The sequence below is a fragment of the Massilia aurea genome (assembly GCF_040790145.1).
In the GTDB taxonomy this organism is placed as follows: Bacteria; Pseudomonadota; Gammaproteobacteria; order Burkholderiales; family Burkholderiaceae_D; genus Telluria; species Telluria aurea_C.
The window spans coordinates 112,772-131,014 of record NZ_JBFMMP010000012.1; the positions used below are offsets into that span (position 1 = coordinate 112,772).

23 protein-coding genes are annotated in these 18,243 nt (G+C 61.3%); 9 read left to right on the top strand and 14 right to left on the bottom strand.

From position 1 onward, the window contains the following. Positions 1-74 precede the first annotated feature (74 nt). The 3 genes from AB2N08_RS16580 to AB2N08_RS16590 all read left to right on the top strand — a co-directional run bounded on the left by AB2N08_RS16580 (position 75) and on the right by AB2N08_RS16590 (position 3,546). Complete coding sequence (locus AB2N08_RS16580) at positions 75-1,448, top strand: DEAD/DEAH box helicase (RefSeq protein ID WP_367611907.1); 1,374 nt, start codon at positions 75-77, stop codon at positions 1,446-1,448. 572 nt (positions 1,449-2,020) lie between these two features. Next, on the top strand, positions 2,021-2,860 hold the full coding sequence (locus AB2N08_RS16585) for a hypothetical protein (RefSeq protein WP_367611909.1): 840 nt from the start codon (positions 2,021-2,023) through the stop codon (positions 2,858-2,860). An 11-nt stretch (positions 2,861-2,871) separates the two neighbouring features. Then, complete coding sequence (locus AB2N08_RS16590) at positions 2,872-3,546, top strand: hypothetical protein (protein WP_367611911.1); 675 nt, start codon at positions 2,872-2,874, stop codon at positions 3,544-3,546. 150 nt (positions 3,547-3,696) lie between these two features. Here the strand turns inward: AB2N08_RS16590 and AB2N08_RS16595 are convergent, their stop codons facing one another. The 4 genes from AB2N08_RS16595 to AB2N08_RS16610 all read right to left on the bottom strand — a co-directional run bounded on the left by AB2N08_RS16595 (position 3,697) and on the right by AB2N08_RS16610 (position 6,825). Continuing rightward, the gene (locus AB2N08_RS16595; protein ID WP_367611913.1) at positions 3,697-4,251 is read right to left on the bottom strand and encodes a hypothetical protein; all 555 of its coding nucleotides are present in this window, start codon (positions 4,249-4,251) and stop codon (positions 3,697-3,699) included. 112 nt (positions 4,252-4,363) lie between these two features. Next, positions 4,364-5,254, bottom strand: a complete 891-nt coding sequence (locus tag AB2N08_RS16600) for a zinc-dependent peptidase (protein ID WP_370662431.1) — start codon at positions 5,252-5,254, stop codon at positions 4,364-4,366. Further along, the gene (locus AB2N08_RS16605; RefSeq protein ID WP_367611916.1) at positions 5,254-6,000 is read right to left on the bottom strand and encodes a glutathione peroxidase; all 747 of its coding nucleotides are present in this window, start codon (positions 5,998-6,000) and stop codon (positions 5,254-5,256) included. The genes AB2N08_RS16600 and AB2N08_RS16605 overlap by 1 nt, the downstream gene beginning before the upstream one ends. 216 nt (positions 6,001-6,216) lie before the next feature. Continuing rightward, positions 6,217-6,825: a winged helix-turn-helix domain-containing protein gene (locus AB2N08_RS16610; protein ID WP_367611918.1), complete on the bottom strand. Its 609-nt coding sequence runs from the start codon at positions 6,823-6,825 to the stop codon at positions 6,217-6,219. Between the two features lie 523 nt (positions 6,826-7,348). On the opposite strand from AB2N08_RS16610, the gene AB2N08_RS16615 reads away from it, so the two are divergent. Continuing rightward, on the top strand, positions 7,349-8,377 hold the full coding sequence (locus AB2N08_RS16615; protein WP_367611920.1) for an OmpA family protein: 1,029 nt from the start codon (positions 7,349-7,351) through the stop codon (positions 8,375-8,377). A gap of 86 nt (positions 8,378-8,463) precedes the next feature. Further along, a complete protein-coding gene (locus tag AB2N08_RS16620; protein ID WP_367611922.1) occupies positions 8,464-9,378 on the top strand; it encodes a YihY/virulence factor BrkB family protein in 915 nt (304 codons plus the stop codon). A gap of 59 nt (positions 9,379-9,437) precedes the next feature. On the opposite strand, the gene AB2N08_RS16625 is transcribed toward AB2N08_RS16620, so the two are convergent. From AB2N08_RS16625 to AB2N08_RS16635, 3 genes are all read right to left on the bottom strand, one after another. After that, positions 9,438-10,694 (bottom strand): AI-2E family transporter, encoded by a 1,257-nt coding sequence (locus AB2N08_RS16625; protein ID WP_367611924.1) that lies wholly within the window; start codon positions 10,692-10,694, stop codon positions 9,438-9,440. Positions 10,695-10,739: 45 nt separating this feature from the next. After that, positions 10,740-11,054: a BON domain-containing protein gene (locus tag AB2N08_RS16630; protein ID WP_367611926.1), complete on the bottom strand. Its 315-nt coding sequence runs from the start codon at positions 11,052-11,054 to the stop codon at positions 10,740-10,742. A gap of 78 nt (positions 11,055-11,132) precedes the next feature. Beyond that, a complete protein-coding gene (locus AB2N08_RS16635) occupies positions 11,133-11,684 on the bottom strand; it encodes a hypothetical protein (RefSeq protein ID WP_367611928.1) in 552 nt (183 codons plus the stop codon). A gap of 249 nt (positions 11,685-11,933) precedes the next feature. On the opposite strand from AB2N08_RS16635, the gene AB2N08_RS16640 reads away from it, so the two are divergent. Both AB2N08_RS16640 and AB2N08_RS16645 read left to right on the top strand, forming a co-directional pair. After that, positions 11,934-12,392 carry a glycine zipper 2TM domain-containing protein gene (locus AB2N08_RS16640; RefSeq protein WP_367611930.1) on the top strand — a complete coding sequence of 153 codons (459 nt, stop codon included), beginning with the start codon at positions 11,934-11,936 and terminating at the stop codon, positions 12,390-12,392. A gap of 106 nt (positions 12,393-12,498) precedes the next feature. After that, positions 12,499-12,843 carry a hypothetical protein gene (locus AB2N08_RS16645; RefSeq protein ID WP_367611932.1) on the top strand — a complete coding sequence of 115 codons (345 nt, stop codon included), beginning with the start codon at positions 12,499-12,501 and terminating at the stop codon, positions 12,841-12,843. 44 nt (positions 12,844-12,887) lie between these two features. Here the strand turns inward: AB2N08_RS16645 and AB2N08_RS16650 are convergent, their stop codons facing one another. From AB2N08_RS16650 to AB2N08_RS16680, 7 genes are all read right to left on the bottom strand, one after another. Next, on the bottom strand, positions 12,888-14,030 hold the full coding sequence (locus AB2N08_RS16650) for a DUF3616 domain-containing protein (RefSeq protein WP_367611934.1): 1,143 nt from the start codon (positions 14,028-14,030) through the stop codon (positions 12,888-12,890). A gap of 182 nt (positions 14,031-14,212) precedes the next feature. After that, the gene (locus AB2N08_RS16655) at positions 14,213-14,602 is read right to left on the bottom strand and encodes a hypothetical protein (RefSeq protein WP_367611936.1); all 390 of its coding nucleotides are present in this window, start codon (positions 14,600-14,602) and stop codon (positions 14,213-14,215) included. A gap of 23 nt (positions 14,603-14,625) precedes the next feature. Next, positions 14,626-14,991 carry a phage holin family protein gene (locus AB2N08_RS16660; protein WP_367611938.1) on the bottom strand — a complete coding sequence of 122 codons (366 nt, stop codon included), beginning with the start codon at positions 14,989-14,991 and terminating at the stop codon, positions 14,626-14,628. A gap of 34 nt (positions 14,992-15,025) precedes the next feature. Beyond that, a complete protein-coding gene (locus AB2N08_RS16665) occupies positions 15,026-15,370 on the bottom strand; it encodes a DUF883 family protein (RefSeq protein WP_367611940.1) in 345 nt (114 codons plus the stop codon). Positions 15,371-15,432: 62 nt separating this feature from the next. Continuing rightward, positions 15,433-15,966 carry a ferritin-like domain-containing protein gene (locus AB2N08_RS16670; RefSeq protein WP_367611942.1) on the bottom strand — a complete coding sequence of 178 codons (534 nt, stop codon included), beginning with the start codon at positions 15,964-15,966 and terminating at the stop codon, positions 15,433-15,435. Positions 15,967-16,003: 37 nt separating this feature from the next. After that, positions 16,004-16,927: an OmpA family protein gene (locus AB2N08_RS16675; RefSeq protein ID WP_367611944.1), complete on the bottom strand. Its 924-nt coding sequence runs from the start codon at positions 16,925-16,927 to the stop codon at positions 16,004-16,006. An 82-nt stretch (positions 16,928-17,009) separates the two neighbouring features. Further along, positions 17,010-17,399: a DUF4398 domain-containing protein gene (locus AB2N08_RS16680; RefSeq protein WP_367611946.1), complete on the bottom strand. Its 390-nt coding sequence runs from the start codon at positions 17,397-17,399 to the stop codon at positions 17,010-17,012. A gap of 232 nt (positions 17,400-17,631) precedes the next feature. On the opposite strand from AB2N08_RS16680, the gene AB2N08_RS16685 reads away from it, so the two are divergent. Continuing rightward, positions 17,632-17,958, top strand: a complete 327-nt coding sequence (locus AB2N08_RS16685) for a BON domain-containing protein (protein ID WP_367611948.1) — start codon at positions 17,632-17,634, stop codon at positions 17,956-17,958. A 20-nt stretch (positions 17,959-17,978) separates the two neighbouring features. Further along, a complete protein-coding gene (locus tag AB2N08_RS16690) occupies positions 17,979-18,200 on the top strand; it encodes a glycine zipper 2TM domain-containing protein (protein ID WP_183550660.1) in 222 nt (73 codons plus the stop codon). Positions 18,201-18,243: the final 43 nt, after the last annotated feature.

Here is an 18,243-nt window from a genome sequence, read left to right on the forward strand (position 1 = left end):
GCCTGCATCGATCAATCCGATTCCAGGACTGCCGCCATGCATGGCGACGGGCCGCTTTTTTACTGAAAAAATCTATGTCATTTTCTTCACTTGGTCTTTCTGACGCGATCGTGCGCGCGGTAACCGAACAAGGCTATACCGCCCCGACCCCGATCCAGAGCCAGGCCATTCCAACCGTGCTGAACGGCGGCGACCTGCTCGCCGGCGCCCAGACCGGCACCGGCAAGACCGCCGGCTTCACGCTGCCGATCCTGCATCGCCTGTCGACCGACGCCATTGGCGCGGCCCAGCGCAACAAGACATCGCCACGCGTGATCCGCGCGCTGGTCCTGACCCCGACCCGCGAACTCGCGGCGCAGGTCGAGGAAAGCGTGCGGCTGTACGGCGCCTACACCAACCTGAACTCGGCCGTCATCTTCGGCGGCGTCGGCATCAATCCACAGATCAAGCTGCTCAAGCACGGCGTCGACATCCTCGTCGCCACGCCGGGCCGCCTGCTGGACCATGCCGGTCAGGGCACGGTCGACCTGTCGAAGATCGAAATCCTGATCCTGGACGAAGCCGACCGCATGCTGGACATGGGCTTCATCCACGACATCCGCAAAGTGCTGGCGCTGCTGCCGGCCAAGCGCCAGAACCTGCTGTTCTCGGCGACGTTCTCGGAAGAGATCAAGACGCTGGCCGATCGCCTGCTGGACAACCCGCAAATGATCGAAGTGGCGCGCCGCAACTCGACCGTCGAAGTCATCGCGCAAAAGATCCACCCGGTCGACCGCGACAAGAAGCACCCGCTGCTGTCGCACCTGATCAAGGCGAATAACTGGACGCAAGTGCTGGTGTTTACGCGCACCAAGCACGGCGCCAACAAGCTGGTCGAGCAGCTGGGCAAGGACAGCATCGGCGCAATGGCGATCCACGGCAACAAGAGCCAGTCGGCACGCACCAAGGCGCTGGCCGAGTTCAAGGATGGCAGCCTGCAAGTGCTGGTGGCCACCGACATCGCCGCACGCGGTATCGACATCGACCAGTTGCCGCACGTGGTGAACTACGACCTGCCGAACATCCCGGAAGATTACGTCCACCGTATCGGCCGTACCGGCCGCGCCGGCGCGACGGGCGAAGCGGTGTCGCTGGTATGTGTCGACGAGCACCAGATGCTGAAAGACATCGAAAAGCTGATCAAGCAAACGCTGCCGCGCGAAGTGATCGTCGGCTTCGAACCTGACATGAACGCCAAGCCACAACCGATCCAGCTGCGCAGCGGCGCGCCCGGCCACACCGGCCGCGGCGGTCGTCCAGGCGGCGGCAATGGTGGTGGCCGCAGCAACGGCGGTGGCGGTGGCAACGGCGGCGGCGGCGGCAACAAACCCCGCGCCCCCGGCGGCGCCCCCGCAGCCGCGAAACGCAGCGGCCCCCGCCCCGCCTCCGCAATCCGCCGCGACCGCTAACCCAATCAGGGTCAGAGTCGAATTATTGGGAAAGATTGTCACCAAGCCCGCCAATTCGATTTAACCCGGGGGTTAATGTCACCAAAGCTCTTACCCAATAATCAGGGTCAGAGTCGAATTCTTTGATAACTTTTAAAGTTGTCATTTAATTCGACTCTGACCCTGATTTTTTTATTGGCGCTTTCCTCGGAAATTCGTAAATATTTTCCCCAATATTTTTTTGTAGAGCATTACTTATCACGGTAGCCATGACTTATTTCCAAAAAACTTTTTTATGCCTCGTTTTTAATTAGGGTCAGAGTCGATTTATCGACACATATCTTAGCACCAGCTTTACTGAGGAATCTTTACTCTCTAGCTTGCCAAGAAATATTTGCTCAAAAATTGGGGTCAGAGTCGAATTGTTTGCTAACTTCTAAAGTTGTCAGCTAATTCAACTCTGACCCTATTTTTTATTTGGCTTAAATAGGGTTGAGTGGGTCGGCATTGATAAATAACAATGTCGAGTGGCAGGAGGTGGCAAGAATGGGATTCTTGAGGGCATGGTTAGCGGGGGTGGTATGGGGCGCAGGATGGTGTTGCCGGTTGGTGTTCTCCTAGGGCTATTGCTGGGCGGATGTGCTTCGCAGGGGCAGGTCAGCTTGATTGAGGTGCGGGAATTTGCAGATGCATCTGCCAAGCTCGGCGGGTATGCGGAGTTGTCGCGGCGGTATCGTGACACGTATGAGCGGGAGTTGCCGTATCTGTCGCCGCAGGCAGAGCGTGTTGCGCGCGATACCGATGTGCGGCGGCGGGCGGTGTTTGATGACTTTGTGGCGATTCAGAAAACACTCGTGCTGTATATGCAGACATTGACTTTGCTCGCCGGCGATGCGCGGTACGATTTGTCGGGGCGGATCGATGACTTAGGAATTGGCCTCAAGGCGGCAGCGGAATCGGGCTTGAAGCAGCGGCATATAGCAGCGTACACAGGAATGACCAGACTGCTCACGCGCGTGATTGCGTCCGGTTACCAGAACCGTAGCGTGGATTCCATGGTGCGCGATGGAGATGCCGATGTACAGGCGCTGCTCGATGCCATGATTGTGCTTACCCGCATTTACGAAAAAACCAATGAAAACGAACAGAAGACGGTACTGGGCATCTTTAATGCGGAAATACCGATGTCGAATCGACACGCGGATCGCATGCTGGTGACATTGGCCAAGGTGCACTTGCAGAACAAGACGGCTGAGTACAAGCTGATCGATCGCCGTTACAAACTGGCCCAGCAGGGACTAACCAAGGTGGCGCTCGGTCACCAGGAAATGCGCGAAAACATGGATCGGCTCAGGAGCGAAGAAACGCGACGCATGCTGGCAGGCTATGTTCGCGACTTGAAGCTGATCCGCGATGATCTCAGCGGCGATTAACGGGGAGCCTCATGGCGACATCTTCACACAGCAATCCCGGGTCGGCGCCCGATGAAGCGAGTTCGACGCCGCAGGCGATCACGCCACTTGCGCCTGACGCATCGGCGCCGCCGACCGGGCCAGCCCGGTCCGGACCATCTGCCACAGCGATGGCGGCGAGCTCGCCGTCTACTGCGCCACAACCTGCCGTTGTCGGGCGCGACCGTAATGGCGCAACTGGCGCAACCCGCGCCAAAGCGCTGTCGAGCACAGAACACGTGGTCGAGTTGGCCGATAGTGTAGTCCGGATCGCCGATCAACTGCATGAGCGCGTTTTGCAAGAGATCCTGAGCTACGAAGGCCGCATCATGCCCGATGCGCAACAGGCCACCATGCGCACATTGATGGACGATGAACTCTTGCTGCGCCAGCGCGCCCAGGCGCTGTACGCCGATGCGGCCAGATTGGTCATTCTGGGCCTCGCCCAGCCGCAGCGCCGCCTGATGGCGCTCACCGCGGTAGCCGCCGAAAAAATCCGGCATATCGGTGTCATCGGCGAAGCCACCGGCCTTGTCGGCGCGATCCTGTCACTGGTCGGCGGCATCGCGACTGGCCAGTTATCGCAGGTGGAAACCGCGTTCGAGAAGATTCAACTCCACAACACAGCGCTCAAGTCACTCAAGCCAACGCCCCCCGTCAAGACCTGAGCGCCGCTTGCGGATACCAGCCAGGCAGCGCGCCGCGTGTTCGATGGCGCTCAGGTCGCCGCCATCGGAAACCCTTGCGCCTGCAGCGCCGGCACAGCGGGAAGACGAAGCCGAAGCCGAAGCCGCGCCGACGATGGCGCCGACGATGGCTCAGGCAATGACGTCAGGCCGGCTCGATGGATCGAAATCGGCCCAGTCCCCGGCGACGATATTGCCGTGCGCGCGTTCGATGTGATGCGCGCCGAGTTGGCGCAGCAGGCCGACGGCGCGCGTTTCCAGCGCCGGATCGCTGAACGCCACCGCCACCAGCATGCCGGCCGCGCGCGGCGGTACCGAGTTTTCACCGCCCTCTTCGGGCTCGCCCCGGTCTTTCATTTTCGAGAAGCTGAACAGCGAGCCGATATGCCCGCCCACCAGCCCGCCGACGATGGGACCAAGCGGCCCCGTGACAGGCGACGTTGCCGCGCCAACAGCGACGCCAACCGCCCCGCCCGTGGCCACGCCCTTGACGACGCCTTCGGGCGTGTCTTTTGCCCCGGGCGACTGCAAGTGGTCGCCGCCAATGGGCGTCACATCGTGCTGCCCCGGCTGGCTCAGGTAGAAGCCGCTGATGCGATCGGCATCGAAGCCGGCCTCGACCAGGGCGCTGCGCGCGCGATCGACATCGTCCTGAAGCTGGAAACGTCCTGCGATGATGATAGACATGGGCGAGTTCTCCTGAGTAGAGACGCCAGCATGCGCCCGCTACCTGCGCCCATCTGTACGGCGCCGCACGCACAACGTCGCAGCGGATCGATGGCCCTGGCAGCCAGCGAAATCACTGCCACTGTCCATAGACCACGCCATACTGAGGCGGTTCCTCGACTGGGACGGGCGGTGCACTCTGCCACTGACGTGGATCAAGCCGGTAATACCTCAGGAATTCGTCGTACAAGGCAGGATGGCGCGCAGCGAGTTGATGCGGCTGCTCGAAAAAGCTTTCGGTGGCAACAGCGAAAAATTCGGCCGGATTCGTGGCGCCATAATGGTCGAGCAAGCTCTGCGCGCCCCACATCGCGTCGTGCCGCAAGTTGGCGTAATCGCGCGAAAGCACCTCGGACCAGCTGCGGTAGCGCTCGCTGCTACCCAGATACGGGGCGCCATTGGTATCGCCCGATTCACTGTCGAGTTGGTGCGCGAACTCGTGCAACACCACATTGTGCCCGGGCGCATCGACGGTGTCGCCGCGCCGCACATGATCCCACGACAGGATCACACGCCCGTCGCCCCACGATTCACCCAGCAGATCCTGGCGCTCTTCGGTCACCACGCCAGAGGCGTCGATTTGCTTGCGTGGCGCCAGGAATGCACCCGGATAGACCAGGACCATCTCGAGCGTGGGATAGCTGACCGGCCTGGCGTTGTCGCCAACCCGGCCCAGCAGCAACAGACACGCCTGGCCGGCGATGGTCACGCGCATGTCGTCGGTGATCTCGAGCCCGGCGCAGCCGACAAATTTCTTTTGATGGAGGAAATGCTGGACCATCCGCCCCAGCCGCCCCCTCTGCAGCTCGTCCATGCCGCTGTATTGCACGACATTGCGCGCCAGGATGGCAATATGTTCCGGCGGCAGTGGCCGCGAAACCGCGCGGCGCAGGCGCCACTTCGGCAGCAGCCAGGCGGCCAGGATGACGACGCCCAGCAAGCCGACAAATAAGCCTTCCATCATCAGGTCCGGTTGGCGAGCCAGGTTTGCACGTCGTCGGCGCCGCCGATCAATTCACCACCAATAAACACTTGAGGCCAGGTCATCCGCCCGGTAATGCCGCGCAACACGATCGAATTGATCTTCTGGTCTTCTGAAATTTCGGTGAAATGGATATCCTGGTCGCGCAGCGCCTGCTTGGCACGGGCGCAATGGGGGCAGCCGGGCCGCGAGAACATGACCACCGGCTCCGGTACCTGTGCCTTTGGCGCTAGGTAGCCGAGCATCGTGTCGGCATCGGACACCTCGAACGGATCGCCCTCCTTATCCGCCTCGATGAAGATTTTTTCGATCACGCCGTCGCGCACCAGCATGGAATAGCGCCACGAGCGGCTGCCGAAACCCAGGTCGCGCTTGTCGACCAGCATGCCCATCCCGGTAGTAAAGTCGCCATTGCCATCCGGGATGACCGTGATGTTGCCGGCATCCTGCCCCGCCTTCCATTGGTTCATGACGAAAGCGTCATTGACCGAAATACATAGCACCTCGTCCACGCCGTGCGCACGCAGCACGGGCGCCAGTTCGTTGTAGCGCGGCAGATGGGTCGAGGAACAAGTTGGCGTGAAGGCGCCTGGGAGCGAAAAGACCACTACCGTACGCGCCTTGAACAATTCGTCGGACGTCAGGTCCCGCCAGCGGTCGTCCGGGCGTGCCTTGAAAGTAACGGTGGGCACTGGCTTGCCTTCCAGCGATTCGGCACTCGGTAACATCGATACTCCTCCATAGTGGATGTTGCACCGCGCAATCACGGCGACATGGCAGGCAGGTGAGGACTATTGACTTGTTTTCAACACATGCCCGGCACAAAAACGTCGCCCAAAAAACAAAACCGCGCAATATGCGCGGCGAAGGACGACAGCGATCGTCAGGACCGTGGCCGATGTGGGTCTCGACCGCACCAGCCCCGGGGGCGCAACTGCGGCGCCTTACTTGATTGCAGGTTGGCCTGGTGGCGGGCCGAACAGTGCTGCCACGAGCGGATCGCGTGCCACAGGGCTGCGATTGACGCGGATGGCGTAGTGGGTGTCATCGGCCAGGATGTGGAAATGACGGCCGCTGCCGGCCATGTTCTGCTCGCGCAGGCCAGGGCGCTCCTTGCGTGGCGCCACGCCTTCGCGCTTTGGTTGGCAGATCGCCGCCAGGAACGCCTTGACGCGGTCTGGGTCTGGCGAAATCTGGTACACGGCCTTGCCCAGGTAGGTAGCGGTGCCTTCGATGTAGCGCGCCAGTTCGATCACGCCGGCTTCACGCAGGTCGCGGATGTACTTGCGGGCGCCGGACGGCGAAAACTTGAGGAACCAGGCGATCTCATCGGCCAGCATCTCGTGGCTCGAGAGTTCGTTGATCAGCTTTTGCATGTTTTCAATGCGGCGCTGGGTGGCGGACGTCGAACGCACGCGCTCGATCGGTGCCAGAGAAATTGGTGCGCGCTCAGTTGGCTGTGGTGGGACGCGTTCGATCAGCGCCGAATTGCCGGAGGTGTGCACTGCGCCGGTTTCGCTATGTACCGCGTTGTGCTGTGTCGTTGCATGCATATTGATTAGCTCCAATAGAGAGTGAGACTGTGTGGTCCGGGTCGCTGTGTGTCGTCTGACACCCTGACAACATCTCGGTTCCGCTTAACTAGCCTCAAGATTGCCTGCATCAGACATCATGGTCTGTGCGCCATCCAACATTCGACAAGATTCCTGAAAGCACCATGGTGCACAGCACCAAACGCAAACGTTGGTGCCGCCGATGGAACTCTTCGCAATCTTGTAAACTCTCTAAGACAAGACAGGATTGCCCCGTCGTGTCATCTGCACTGACAACAATATACCTGCATGACGGCAAGATGACATTCAGCCGTGCGCGCCAACCCATATGGGATATGACAGCGCCGTTACAGTTCGTTTCACCTTAGAAATGTGCGATTTTGACCACTGTTGTAAAATCGCACAGCCTTTCCGGATTAGGTGCGGTAGCGCACCGAGCATTCGGAACTTGCACTGTTAAGCTTTATCCAACTTAGCTGCTGACGCATGCTTTGTCATCAATATTAACCAACGGGAGTTACCTGTGAACAACACCAAGAAAATCGCCCTGGCTGCTGCACTGCTGTGCGCATCCGGCGCCACCCTCGCTCAAGAGATCAACCCATCGTGGTACATCCAGCCTAGCGTGAACCACGTCAAGCCAGATGCAGACTTCGGCGTTGACGACCGCGACACGGGTGGCGGCCTGAAGTTCGGTAAGGCGGTCCATCAGAACTGGGACATCCAGGTCGGCGCCAGCCAGACCCGTTTCGAACAAGGCCGTAGCGAATACCGCCAGACCCTGCTGGGCGCCGATGCCCTGCTGATGCTGAGCCGTGAGCGTTTCCGTCCATTCGTCCTGTTCGGCCTGGGCGTCGAGCGTGACAAGGTCAACAATGCACTGCGCAACGTCGAGAAAAACTCGCCGTACGCAACCGTTGGTATTGGTTTCCAGGCAAGCCTGACCCCGCAATGGTCGCTGCAAGCTGACCTGCGCACCGTGCGTGGCTTCCTGCGTGATGACGAGCTGTTTGGCTTCAAGCGTAGCAACAACAAGATGCTGACCGTCGGCCTGAACTATGCGTTCAACCCGCCACCAGCAGCACCAATGCCAGCACCGGCACCTGTGGTCGAAGCACCGGCGCCAGCACCAGAGCCAGTCGCTCCACCGCCGCCACCAGCACCACGCTTCCAGAAAGTCACCCTCGAAGCGACCAAGATGTTCGCATTCGACAAGGCTGTCGTGATCACCCCAGCACCTAAGCTGGATGAAATCGCCGCTGCCCTGCAAGCTGACACCAGCGTCACCAACGTCGAAATCACCGGCTACACCGACCGTCTGGGTTCCGAGTCGTACAACCAGAAACTGTCGGAGCGCCGTGCCATGGCCGTGCGTGAATACCTGATCGGCAAGGGTATCGACGGCAACCGTCTGCGCGCTATCGGCAAGGGCGAAGCCAACCCGGTCGTCGAATGCAACCAGAAAGGTCGCGCTCAGCTGATCGCTTGCCTGGAACCTAACCGTCGCGTCGAAGTCGACCAGATCACGGTTGAAGTCCCAGTCCAGCAATAATACCTGACGCTGTTGCTGCCGAACTTCGGTGGTGACAATGCTAGATCGAGGGGGCTTCGGCCCCCTTTTCTTTTGGAGAATCTGTTATGGCAGTGAATAAATGGTTCCCGTACACGCACCAGATTCTCAAGGTGCTGCGCTGCGCGGTAACGGAATGGCTGGATCACCGGGCATCCAGCAAAGGGGCCGCACTGGCCTTCTATACCCTCTTTTCGATGGCCCCGATCCTGGTGCTCGTGATCGCGGTCGCCGGTTTCTTCTACGGTGCGGAAGCGGCCCAGGGCCAGTTGCTCACGGAATTGCGCGGCCTCGTTGGCGCCCAGGGCGCCGATACCATCCAGGCGATCCTGGCCGGCGCGCAAAACAAGGAATCCGGCATGTTTGCCACAATCGTGGCCACATTGCTGCTGATCGTCGGTGCAACGACGGTGTTTTCAGAGCTCAAGGACAGCCTGGATGAAATCTGGAACGTGCCGGCGCCACCGAATGGCGGCGTGTGGAATATGGTGCGCACCCGCCTGCTGTCGTTTGGCGTGATTCTGGTGCTGGGATTTTTGCTGATGGTGTCGCTGGTGATTAGCGCCGCGACCAGTATTGCCGAGAAATATATCAGCGGTATGTGGCAGGAAGCCGCGATCGTCATGGGCTGGATTGCCTCGGGCCTGGGCTTCCTGGTCATCGCCACCCTGTTCGGCGTGATCTACAAGCTGTTGCCGCGCGTTAAACTGTCGTGGAAAGACGTCGCCATCGGCGCGCTGGGCACGGCTGGGATGTTCACCCTGGGTAAGTTCGGGATTGGCCTGTACATCGGCAACAGCGGCACCACCGACAGTTTCGGTGCGGCCGGTTCGCTGATTGCCCTGCTGCTGTGGGTATATTACTCTGCGCAGATCTTTTTCCTGGGCGCCGAGTTTGCGCGCCAGTATGCATTGCAGATGGGTAGTTTGCGCAACAAGCCGAAGTCGGTGACGGGTGTAGACCCGAAACCTGCGGCGGCATAACGATGTAAAAAAGGGCGGCAGTATCGCTGCCGCCCCGCTTCAAGTGGCAATACCGGGCTCTACTCGCCCAGCAGCTCCGACACCACTTCCATCCCCTCGACGCGCTCGGCCACGACCTTGAGCACCATCACCAGCGGCACCCCAAGCAGCAATCCCCACACGCCCCAGAGCCAGCCCCAGAACAGCAGACTGACGAATACGGCGGCCGGATTCATGCGCGCGATCTTGCCGGTCATCCAGGTTGCCACGACCATGCCGACCAGTGTCGCAATGCCCAGCGAGGCGCCCGCCACGAGCATGACCATGCTCACCGTCTCGAACTGCAGGAAGGCGGCCATGCCAGTGGTCACGGTGATCACGAGCGGACCGAAATATGGCATCAGGTGCGCCACGCCGGCAAAGGCGGCCCAGGCGCCGGCGTTCTCGAGGCCGATCGCACGCAGCGTGCCCCACATCAGCAGCGCCAGCAGGATATTGGTCACCAGAAGCATGAACATATAGCTCTGGATCGAGGTATTGATGTCGTCCAGGATATGGACCGTGACTTTCTTGCGGGTGAGCGATGGCCCGGTGAGCTTGACGAGCTTGCGCTTGAATGTGTCACCCGCCAGGAGCAGGAAGAACACGAGGAAGATCACCATCGTGGCCTGTGACATGAATGCAGCCAGGCTCATCGAGCCGGCCAGCACCCAGTCCATCACGCGGATCGGCGAACTCGACGACGCGTCATTGGCATTCTGGCGCCGTTGCTGGGTGACGCGCCGGACGTCGGCGCCAACATTGCTGGCGGCGCGTTCGATTTCGGCCGCCGCCGCCTGCATCTGCTGCAGCGTCGAGCGCTGGCCCGTGGTATTGGACAAGATGCGCGTGACCTTCGAGGTCAGGGTGGGCAACTCGTCGATGATATTGAAGAACTCGCCCTGCAAGCGGTACAGGGTGCCGGCCATCGCGCCCACGATCACGACCGTGACCAGTGTGGCGCCGACGATGCGGCGGATATGCCAGCGCTCGAGCCAGCGGACAACAGGATTCAGGGTATACGCGATCAGGATGCCGAGCAGGAGCGGCACGAAGAACTTTTGCGCCCATTGAAGCGCGAACACGAAGGCGATGGTGGCGAGGACGCCGAGCGCAAGGCCGCGGGCGTTGACGTGCAGCGGTACGCGCAGCCCACCGAGGTGGAGCGCGAGATCGTCGCCGGTGGAACGCACCTCGGGACGAAGGGCGTCACCGTTGCTGCTTGGGGGCAAAGCCCCCGGGGCGGCAGTGTCAGGCGGGGTTGCCGGCGAGGCCGGATCAGATTGAGCTAGCTGCATATAGTTGCCTGAACAAGTGACCGGGCCGCCCCGGCGATCCGACTATTATTTCACGCGGATGTCGTTCTTGACCGAAGTGACGCCTTTGACGCCACGGGTGATCTCGACAGCGCGCTGTGCATCGCGTGGGTCAGCAACAAAGCCCGACAGCTGGACGTCGCCCTTGAAGGTTTCGACGTTGACTTCGCGTGCTTTCACGTTCGGGTCGTTGATCAGGGCAGCCTTGACCTTGGTGGTGATCACTGCGTCGTCGACGTATTCGCCGGTGCTGGCTTGCTTGTTAGTCGACGAGCAACCGACAGCGGTGATGGCAACGGTAGCGAAGATGGCAGCGGAGATGATGCTTTTAGCGATTTTCATGATGGCTCCTAGTAATGATCATGTTGAAACTTACCCTTGCGGGCGGATTGCGCGGCGCCGGCAAGCCGGCCCGCAGGTTTATTTGCCGTATGCCGTCCGGGCGGTGCTCACGCACCCGTCCTTGACGGCGCCGGCGAAGGCGTCGCATTTTTGCATTGAGACGCGATATTCGGCTTCGATCTTGGCGTCATTGGCATCCAGTCGGGCCTCGATCGCCTTGCGGTCGGCCCGGGCATCGGCCTGAATCGCAACCAGTGTCGCCTTGGCCTGGGCCAGGCAGACGTCGCGGTCATTGCCGACCAGGGCGCTGCAGCGCGTCTTGTCACGCTCGTGGAACGCGGTGGCGATGCGCATGCGGGCCTGGGTATAAGCGGCCAGCGTGTTCTTGTGGGCCGCAGTGGCTTCTTCCTCGACCCGGACCCGCGCCGCGCGGGCGTCGGCGACGCAGATTTCGTGCGGCACACCAGCCAGGGCGTCACAGCGGATTTTCGTGGCCTCATAGCCGGCCTCCGCAGTATCCATGGCGTATTGATAAGCGGTCTTCGCATCCGGCGCCGGTTGTTGCGCCATGACTGGAGCGGTCCAGGCCATGGCAACAGCGATCAGGAACGTCACATGCGGATTCTTCATTATTTTTGTTCACCATTTGTCAACACTGACGTCATCTTTACATGTGCTGGACCGTCGTTCTGTTCGCTGCCGAACACAAGACGCAGAGTATTGGTCGATGTCACTCACGCAATGCAGATTGTCTGACATATGCACCGCCGACCGACGTAAATGCCGGTCCAGTCCGTAAAACAAGGTGGGTGCGGCAACGCACAGACCCCGGCTGGGGGCGTGACTATTCTGAATCAATACATTTGTCAGGAGAACAACATGAATGCAAACCGTAAATTTATCGCCGTTGTGCTTGCCACTGGCGCCCTGCTCACCGGCTGCGCCAGCAATAGCTCGCAACCATTCGGCGGTGGTTACAACAATGCCAGCAGCAGCGCCTCGGCCGGCTATGGCGTAATCGACTCGATCCAGGTCGCACAGGGCGAAAACCGCACCAGCGGCGCCGGCGCCATCCTTGGCGGCGTGGTCGGTGCACTGGCCGGCAACCAGGTCGGTAGCGGCGGCGGTCGTACCGCGGCCACCGTGGCCGGCGGCGTGGCTGGCGCGGCATTGGGCAACAATGTTGAAAAGAACCGCAATGCGCCAGGTCCTGAGCAATACCAGATCAATGTGCGCATGGACAACGGCGAATACCGCGCCGTGAACCAGGACAGCGTCTACGACCTGCGCGTGGGCAACCGCGTACGCATCGTCGACGGCCGCGTCTACCGTTATTGATTTGCCATACTGACTGGTTCTGACTTGATGGATGAATGGGCCATTGCCCGTTTATCCGTCAGGCTTGCCAGTACTGACACCGGCCGCACAACCTCTGGAGACCGCCATGGGAACTGTCACCCGCACAACCGGCATCTGCCTGCTTGCCCTCACCGCCTCGCTCACCTGCCTGAGTGCAGCCGCGCAAGAAACCAACACCAGTACCGACGCCAATGTCAGCCCGGTTGCCGCGCGCCAGCAAGCCCAGGAAATCGCCAAGGGCGATCCGGCACGCTGGTACCGCAACGACTCGGAACAACAACTGCTGCGCAAGGAACTTGGCGCGGCGCTGCAAGAGGCGCAGAACGCTTGCCGCCAGAAGCCCGCTGCCGAACGCAAGGCCTGCGTCGCTGAAGCCCGCGCGACGTTCCAGCGCGACTCGGCCCAGGTGGCCAAGGCGCCGTCGGCGTAAGGTCCGCAACAACCCCGGCAACCACGGGGCAACTTCGGCTGCCGTCAGCGCTTCTTCTTGCGCGACGGCAGCGGGAACACATCCGCCACCAGCGTACTCTCGCCAATTTGCCGGCTCGGCGACGCCGAGTCGTGCACCACCAGTAAGCCTTCGTCGGCGCCATCACGGCTGGCGAACAGCGTGATGCCTTCCGGATGATCGACGCCCTGCCCGAACGGCAGGTTCAGCACGTGTTCCAGCATGGCGGACGGCACCACGACTTCGCCATCGGGCTCGGCGCCGCCGACCCAGCGAAACAATGTCACCGGCCCATCAAGATCCATCGTCGGCCCGGCCAGGATCAATAAGTCCCTGCCCTGCTTGCACAGGTCGCGAATGCCCAGGCCGCCCAGGTCGAGAAAATGTTTGCGGTACAAGCTGCCTTCGGCATCGAGCGGCGCCAGCCGGAGTACGCCCTCTTTCTCGTCGTCGACGGGCGCCACTTCGATGATGGTCGCCCAACCGCGCAGCACCGGCCCACGCAGCCCGAGCAGCACATGCTTGCCGGCCAGGGCGATGCCTTCGATATCGAACCCGTTGTCCTTGCCCGGTATGGCCAGGAATGGACCGATGTGCTCGTCTTGCCTGAGCTGGACCGTGAGTTCGTTGCCGTGCTGGTCGCCGCGCAACAAGGCGGCGGAGCGGCGCTTGCCTTTGTGTTCGACTTGCTTGAGCAAGGTGGGCACGCCATCTTGTTCGCCCATCGGGATGCGCCCCAGCAGATAACGGTTGCCGTCGGCGCTGACCGTGGCCAGGCGCTTGTGCGTGCGCTTGTTGCCGTCGCCCGCATCGGGCTGCTTGCGGCGCAGGCTGTGCGAACCCGTGACCCACATATATTTGCCATCGCAAGCCAGCCCTTCGACATCGGCTTCATTAATCCGTTCCTTCTCGGCGTCGAATGGCGGCAGCGGCAGATCGAAGAAATCGTGCAGCGCGAACTGGCGATGCTCACGCGCAAAGCTGCTCTGGCCGCGACTGTCTTCTTCCACCAGGGTCAGGCGCTCGATGCTGACCGACTCATCGTTGGCCAGCCAAAGCGTCCTGCCCATGCGTAGCGCCACCGACAAGCCATTGCGCAGCTCCTTGTCGGGCGTGAGGTCATCGCGTTCCGGGTGGAATTCGAGCAGGACAATATTGGAAGGATGCATGCGTGTCTCTTGGCGGATGGGGTTGGTCCAGCTTGAAGAATCTGGTGCGTACGACGATGGCTGGGGCCAAAAAAAGACGGCGTCCAACTTGCGATTGGAACGCCGCTCAAGCCCCACCATATTCGGTATAGCGCGATCTGCCTGGTGTCGATACTTGTTGGCGAGATCGGACTGCCACCAGCTTACGCTTCTTTTACTGCTTGCCGCGCTCGCTTGCGGTTCATGTACCAGCCCAGTGCGCCCACTGCCACCGCAGCGCCGGCCGCCTGCTTGCCCAGACGACGCTGGCGCACGAAATTCCATGCGCTCAGCGCATATGGCAGCAACACCGACACATTGGTGCCGGTTGGCTTGAGCAGCGCGTCGGCCCGGGTGCGCAGTGCCCAGGTGGTGTGATCGACGGCCGAGCGCAGCATGACTTCGGGCTTGATGCCATGCTGGATGCTGGCCTTGGCATGGGCCACGCCGGCGCGGAAGAACTCGCCTTCACGCAGCAGTTCTTCTTTGCGCGTGGCCGGGTCCAGGCTGTGTTTGTGACCGGCCAGGCCGGTCGTCTTGTCGTGTTTGTGCATTGAAGCTCCCTTGGGCGTGCCGCTCACAGCAGCATTTCGCGGTCGTTTTTCAGTTCTTTCATGGTCGCCGGGAACGCCAGCTTGTTCTGCTTGATCAGCGCCAGGCCCTTGGTCACCAGGATGGCCGTGACCAGTGCGAACACCGCGAACATGATCAACAGGATGGTCCAGCCCATCGATTCCCACGCCAGCGCCACGATCGTCATCGCACCGAATGCGATGGCGAACCAGACAGCCAGCACAGCGGCAGCGAAAATGGCCAGCAGCTCGATGACGTGGTTGCGGATCTCGGCCAGCTCGAGCGCGGCGAGTTCGACGCGCGAGACGGCCAGGCCGAACAGGCTCTTCAACAGGCTGGAGATGCCGGCGAACACGCCGGGGTTATGCACGATTGCTTCTTGTTTATCCACGTAGCCCCCGGCCTTATTGTTTGCGGCTCAGCAGCAGGCCGATGAGCACGCCGACGCCCGCCGCCACGGCCACGGTGCGCCATGGGTTATCCCTGACATAGACATCGGCCGTATGGACGAGTTCTTTGCCCTTTACCACTGCCTGGGTCGGCATCAGGCTGGCGCCACCCAGGACCGTGTCGAGCAGCGCCATGCCACGCGCACGCAGCTCTTCGGCTTTCTCGCCGGTGAGCGATGCGGCAGCGGTCAGCATCGATTGCGCGTCGCGCACCAGGGCCTTCATGTCGGACTGGGTGGCATAGGTGCTGCCGCTGATCGGGTGCATGCTGCCGTTGCTGTTGCGGGATGTTTCTAGCATGTTCTACTCCTGTCACTATCAATCGTTAAAACTGACCCGCACGGGCGGGTCACCATCAGGGTTCAAGCCATCAGGTCGCGCATGTCGTCGGCGTGTTCTTCTTCAACCGCCATGATTTCGATCAGCATATTGCGCGTGGTCGGGTCCTTGTCGCCGATCGCCACGATCATCTGGCGGTACGACTCGATCGCCACGCGTTCGGCGATCAGGTCGGCGCGAACCATCGCTTGCGCATCGAGCGACTCGTCGTATTCGGCGTGGCTGCGTGCGGCGAAGGTGGCCGGGTTGAAGTTTGGCGAACCGTTCAGTTGCACGATGCGCTCGGCGATACGGTCGGCGTGGTCTTGCTCTTGCGTCGCATGCTCGAGGAACTCGGCCTTGATCTGGCCGGTTCCCGGGCCGCTGACCGTGTAGTAATGGCGCTTGTAGCGCATCACGCACAGCAGTTCGGTAGCCAGTGCGTCGTTGAGCATGGCGATGACCGCTTCGCGGTCGGCCTGGTAGCCCTCGGTGACGGCGCCGTCATCGAGGTTGGCTGCGGCGGCACGGATGGCCGAGATGTCAAAGCCGTGTGCCAGGTTGGTGGTCTGTTCCATGGTAATTCCTTAATTCAAAGTCAGTTCAAAAACGTGTTCAACGCATTGCTGCGCGTGGCGGGATGGCCGCGCCTTCGTTCGACAGAACGATCTCGACGCGGCGGTTCTGTTGACGGCTGGCGGCGCTGTCATTCGATGCAACCGGGAACGCTTCGCCATAAGCACGCATGGCGATACGCTCGCGCGGCACGCCCTGGCCGGCCAGGGCGGTCGCGACGGCGCTGGCGCGACGCTCGGACAGTTGCTGGTTATGGCTCTCGCTGCCGGTACTGTCTGTAAACCCTTCGACCAGCACGGTGCGGTTCGGGTTCTGCGCCATCACGTCGGCCAGTTTGCGCAGGGTCGACACACCGCTCGCATTCAGCACGGCCTGGTCGGTGGCGAACAGCACGTCGCCGATGGTGACCACGAAGCCACGTTCGGTTTTCACGGCCTGCAGGTCGACCAGCAGCGCTTCGAGCTTGGCGGCGCGTTCAGCCATGGCAGCGGTTTCGGCCTGGGCAGCCTGGGCCTGGGCCTGGGCCTGCTGGGCCTGGCCTTGCGCCTGCTGGGCGGCGGCCTGGGCGGCTTCGGCATCGCGCTTGGCGCGATCGGCTTCGGCGGTGCGCGCATCGAGGCGGACCATGTCGCGCTGACGCGTCGCATCGGCGATATTCGCTTCGGCGGCCTTGCCCTTGGCAACTTCTTGTGCGGTGGCGATGCGCTGCTTGGCAATATAGGCCAGGCGGTCGATGTCACTCAGGCTTTCGCGGCGTGCCGCGGCCTGGTTGGCCTGGTCGAGCGCTTCGCTGGCCTGCTTGAATTCGAGTGGTGCGTAGGTCGACACTTGCGAATTGTTATTGGCGCTGACAAAGTCGGCGCGCGCCTGGTCGAGCGTTGGCGTGGTCATTGGTGCGCTGGCGCAGGCTGCAGCCAGCACGGCGGCGGCGAGGATCGATACGGCGGATTTGCGGTTTTTCATGTTGTTATTCCTTTTATTTTCCAGAAGCGCCGGATCGTCGGCGCGAACCCCTGCTCTCGTGACGGACAGGGTATGCAATCAATTACTTGGTGTTGGCGCGGTCGACTTCTTCACGCAGCACGCGCAGGTCGTCGTTCAGCTGGGTCGAGGCAGCCGTGGCCTTGGCCGTCGTCGATTTGCTCTGCGCCAACTTGGCGTCGGCCTGGGCCTGCACCGCCAGTTCGCGCGCCAGCTTGTAGTCGCGCGCTGCCAGTGCCTGGTTAGCTTGGCCCATTTTCTCGCGTGCAGCCGTGATCTCAGCCGGCGCCAGGTCGGCTGCACCGGCCGAGACCGCGTTTTCGATGGCGTTGCGCGACACTGCCACGTCCGCCGTTGCAGGCGCCTTGTCAGGACTTGCGCAGGCCGTCAGTGCCAGCAGAGCGGCAACGCAGCCAAGGCGGGTAAACCCGGTCATCGATTGATGTTTATTCATCACATTTTCTCCTGGGAAGTGGTGTAGATAACGTTATAAACCTGTTATCGGATGCGCTCAGTTCGGTGACGCACATTGTCTGGCGCCCTGCACACCCCTGCGCTGCGATCGGTGATTGCCAGCCTGATACAACCTGTAACAACCTGGCAGGTGAACTGTGTGTTGCCGAACAGATCAATTTGGCAACCTGCCGCATGATCGCTCCCAGGTCATCGAGAAAAGAACTACCCGCATGAACGGATCGAGCATCAAGCGTTTTGGCAACATCCCGGTTTTATTGGTCGCACTGGCTGGTGGAACACTTACAGGATGTGCGTCGGGAATACCCGGCTTCGGCAAAGTCGAAGCTGTCCAGGACGATGTCATCACGGCCGGGGTGCACAGCGCCATCCGGCGCGATCCGGAACTGAAGGTCTCCGATCTGGATGTCAATACGTATCAAGGCATTGTCCGGCTGCGTGGATTTGTATCCTCTGCCGACAGCGTCGCCGCAGCGGCCTCGGTCGCGCGAACCGTCAACGGCGTGAAATCGGTCAGAAATGACCTGCGTCTGAAATAACCCCATCAAAGGAGAACTTCATGAAACTCATTAAAAACCTGGTAGTGACGGCAACCCTGGCGACCGCCGCTTTCGGCATGGTCGGCTGCTCGAATATGTCGAAGCAAGACCGTAACACCGCAGTTGGCGCTGGCGCCGGCGCCGTGATCGGTGGCGTTCTGACCGGCGGCAGCGCAGTCGGCACCGTGGGCGGCGCAGCCGTCGGCGGCGTGGTCGGCAACCAAGTCAAGACCACCAACTGATCAACGCTCGCTGACCACCGCGTCAGCGAGCCAGACGGTGAAT

Coding starts and splice junctions, on each gene's coding strand:
- AB2N08_RS16655 (WP_367611936.1), bottom strand. CDS start 14,602: ATGCACAAACACGACAAGACGACCGGCCTGGCCGGTCACAAACACAGC.
- AB2N08_RS16605 (WP_367611916.1), bottom strand. CDS start 6,000: ATGTTACCGAGTGCCGAATCGCTGGAAGGCAAGCCAGTGCCCACCGTT.
- AB2N08_RS16585 (WP_367611909.1), top strand. CDS start 2,021: ATGGTGTTGCCGGTTGGTGTTCTCCTAGGGCTATTGCTGGGCGGATGT.
- AB2N08_RS16620 (WP_367611922.1), top strand. CDS start 8,464: ATGGCAGTGAATAAATGGTTCCCGTACACGCACCAGATTCTCAAGGTG.
- AB2N08_RS16610 (WP_367611918.1), bottom strand. CDS start 6,825: ATGCATGCAACGACACAGCACAACGCGGTACATAGCGAAACCGGCGCA.
- AB2N08_RS16685 (WP_367611948.1), top strand. CDS start 17,632: ATGAACGGATCGAGCATCAAGCGTTTTGGCAACATCCCGGTTTTATTG.
- AB2N08_RS16670 (WP_367611942.1), bottom strand. CDS start 15,966: ATGGAACAGACCACCAACCTGGCACACGGCTTTGACATCTCGGCCATC.
- AB2N08_RS16665 (WP_367611940.1), bottom strand. CDS start 15,370: ATGCTAGAAACATCCCGCAACAGCAACGGCAGCATGCACCCGATCAGC.
- AB2N08_RS16600 (WP_370662431.1), bottom strand. CDS start 5,254: ATGATGGAAGGCTTATTTGTCGGCTTGCTGGGCGTCGTCATCCTGGCC.
- AB2N08_RS16625 (WP_367611924.1), bottom strand. CDS start 10,694: ATGCAGCTAGCTCAATCTGATCCGGCCTCGCCGGCAACCCCGCCTGAC.
- AB2N08_RS16590 (WP_367611911.1), top strand. CDS start 2,872: ATGGCGACATCTTCACACAGCAATCCCGGGTCGGCGCCCGATGAAGCG.
- AB2N08_RS16680 (WP_367611946.1), bottom strand. CDS start 17,399: ATGAATAAACATCAATCGATGACCGGGTTTACCCGCCTTGGCTGCGTT.
- AB2N08_RS16640 (WP_367611930.1), top strand. CDS start 11,934: ATGAATGCAAACCGTAAATTTATCGCCGTTGTGCTTGCCACTGGCGCC.
- AB2N08_RS16595 (WP_367611913.1), bottom strand. CDS start 4,251: ATGTCTATCATCATCGCAGGACGTTTCCAGCTTCAGGACGATGTCGAT.
- AB2N08_RS16580 (WP_367611907.1), top strand. CDS start 75: ATGTCATTTTCTTCACTTGGTCTTTCTGACGCGATCGTGCGCGCGGTA.
- AB2N08_RS16645 (WP_367611932.1), top strand. CDS start 12,499: ATGGGAACTGTCACCCGCACAACCGGCATCTGCCTGCTTGCCCTCACC.
- AB2N08_RS16690 (WP_183550660.1), top strand. CDS start 17,979: ATGAAACTCATTAAAAACCTGGTAGTGACGGCAACCCTGGCGACCGCC.
- AB2N08_RS16675 (WP_367611944.1), bottom strand. CDS start 16,927: ATGAAAAACCGCAAATCCGCCGTATCGATCCTCGCCGCCGCCGTGCTG.
- AB2N08_RS16630 (WP_367611926.1), bottom strand. CDS start 11,054: ATGAAAATCGCTAAAAGCATCATCTCCGCTGCCATCTTCGCTACCGTT.
- AB2N08_RS16650 (WP_367611934.1), bottom strand. CDS start 14,030: ATGCATCCTTCCAATATTGTCCTGCTCGAATTCCACCCGGAACGCGAT.
- AB2N08_RS16635 (WP_367611928.1), bottom strand. CDS start 11,684: ATGAAGAATCCGCATGTGACGTTCCTGATCGCTGTTGCCATGGCCTGG.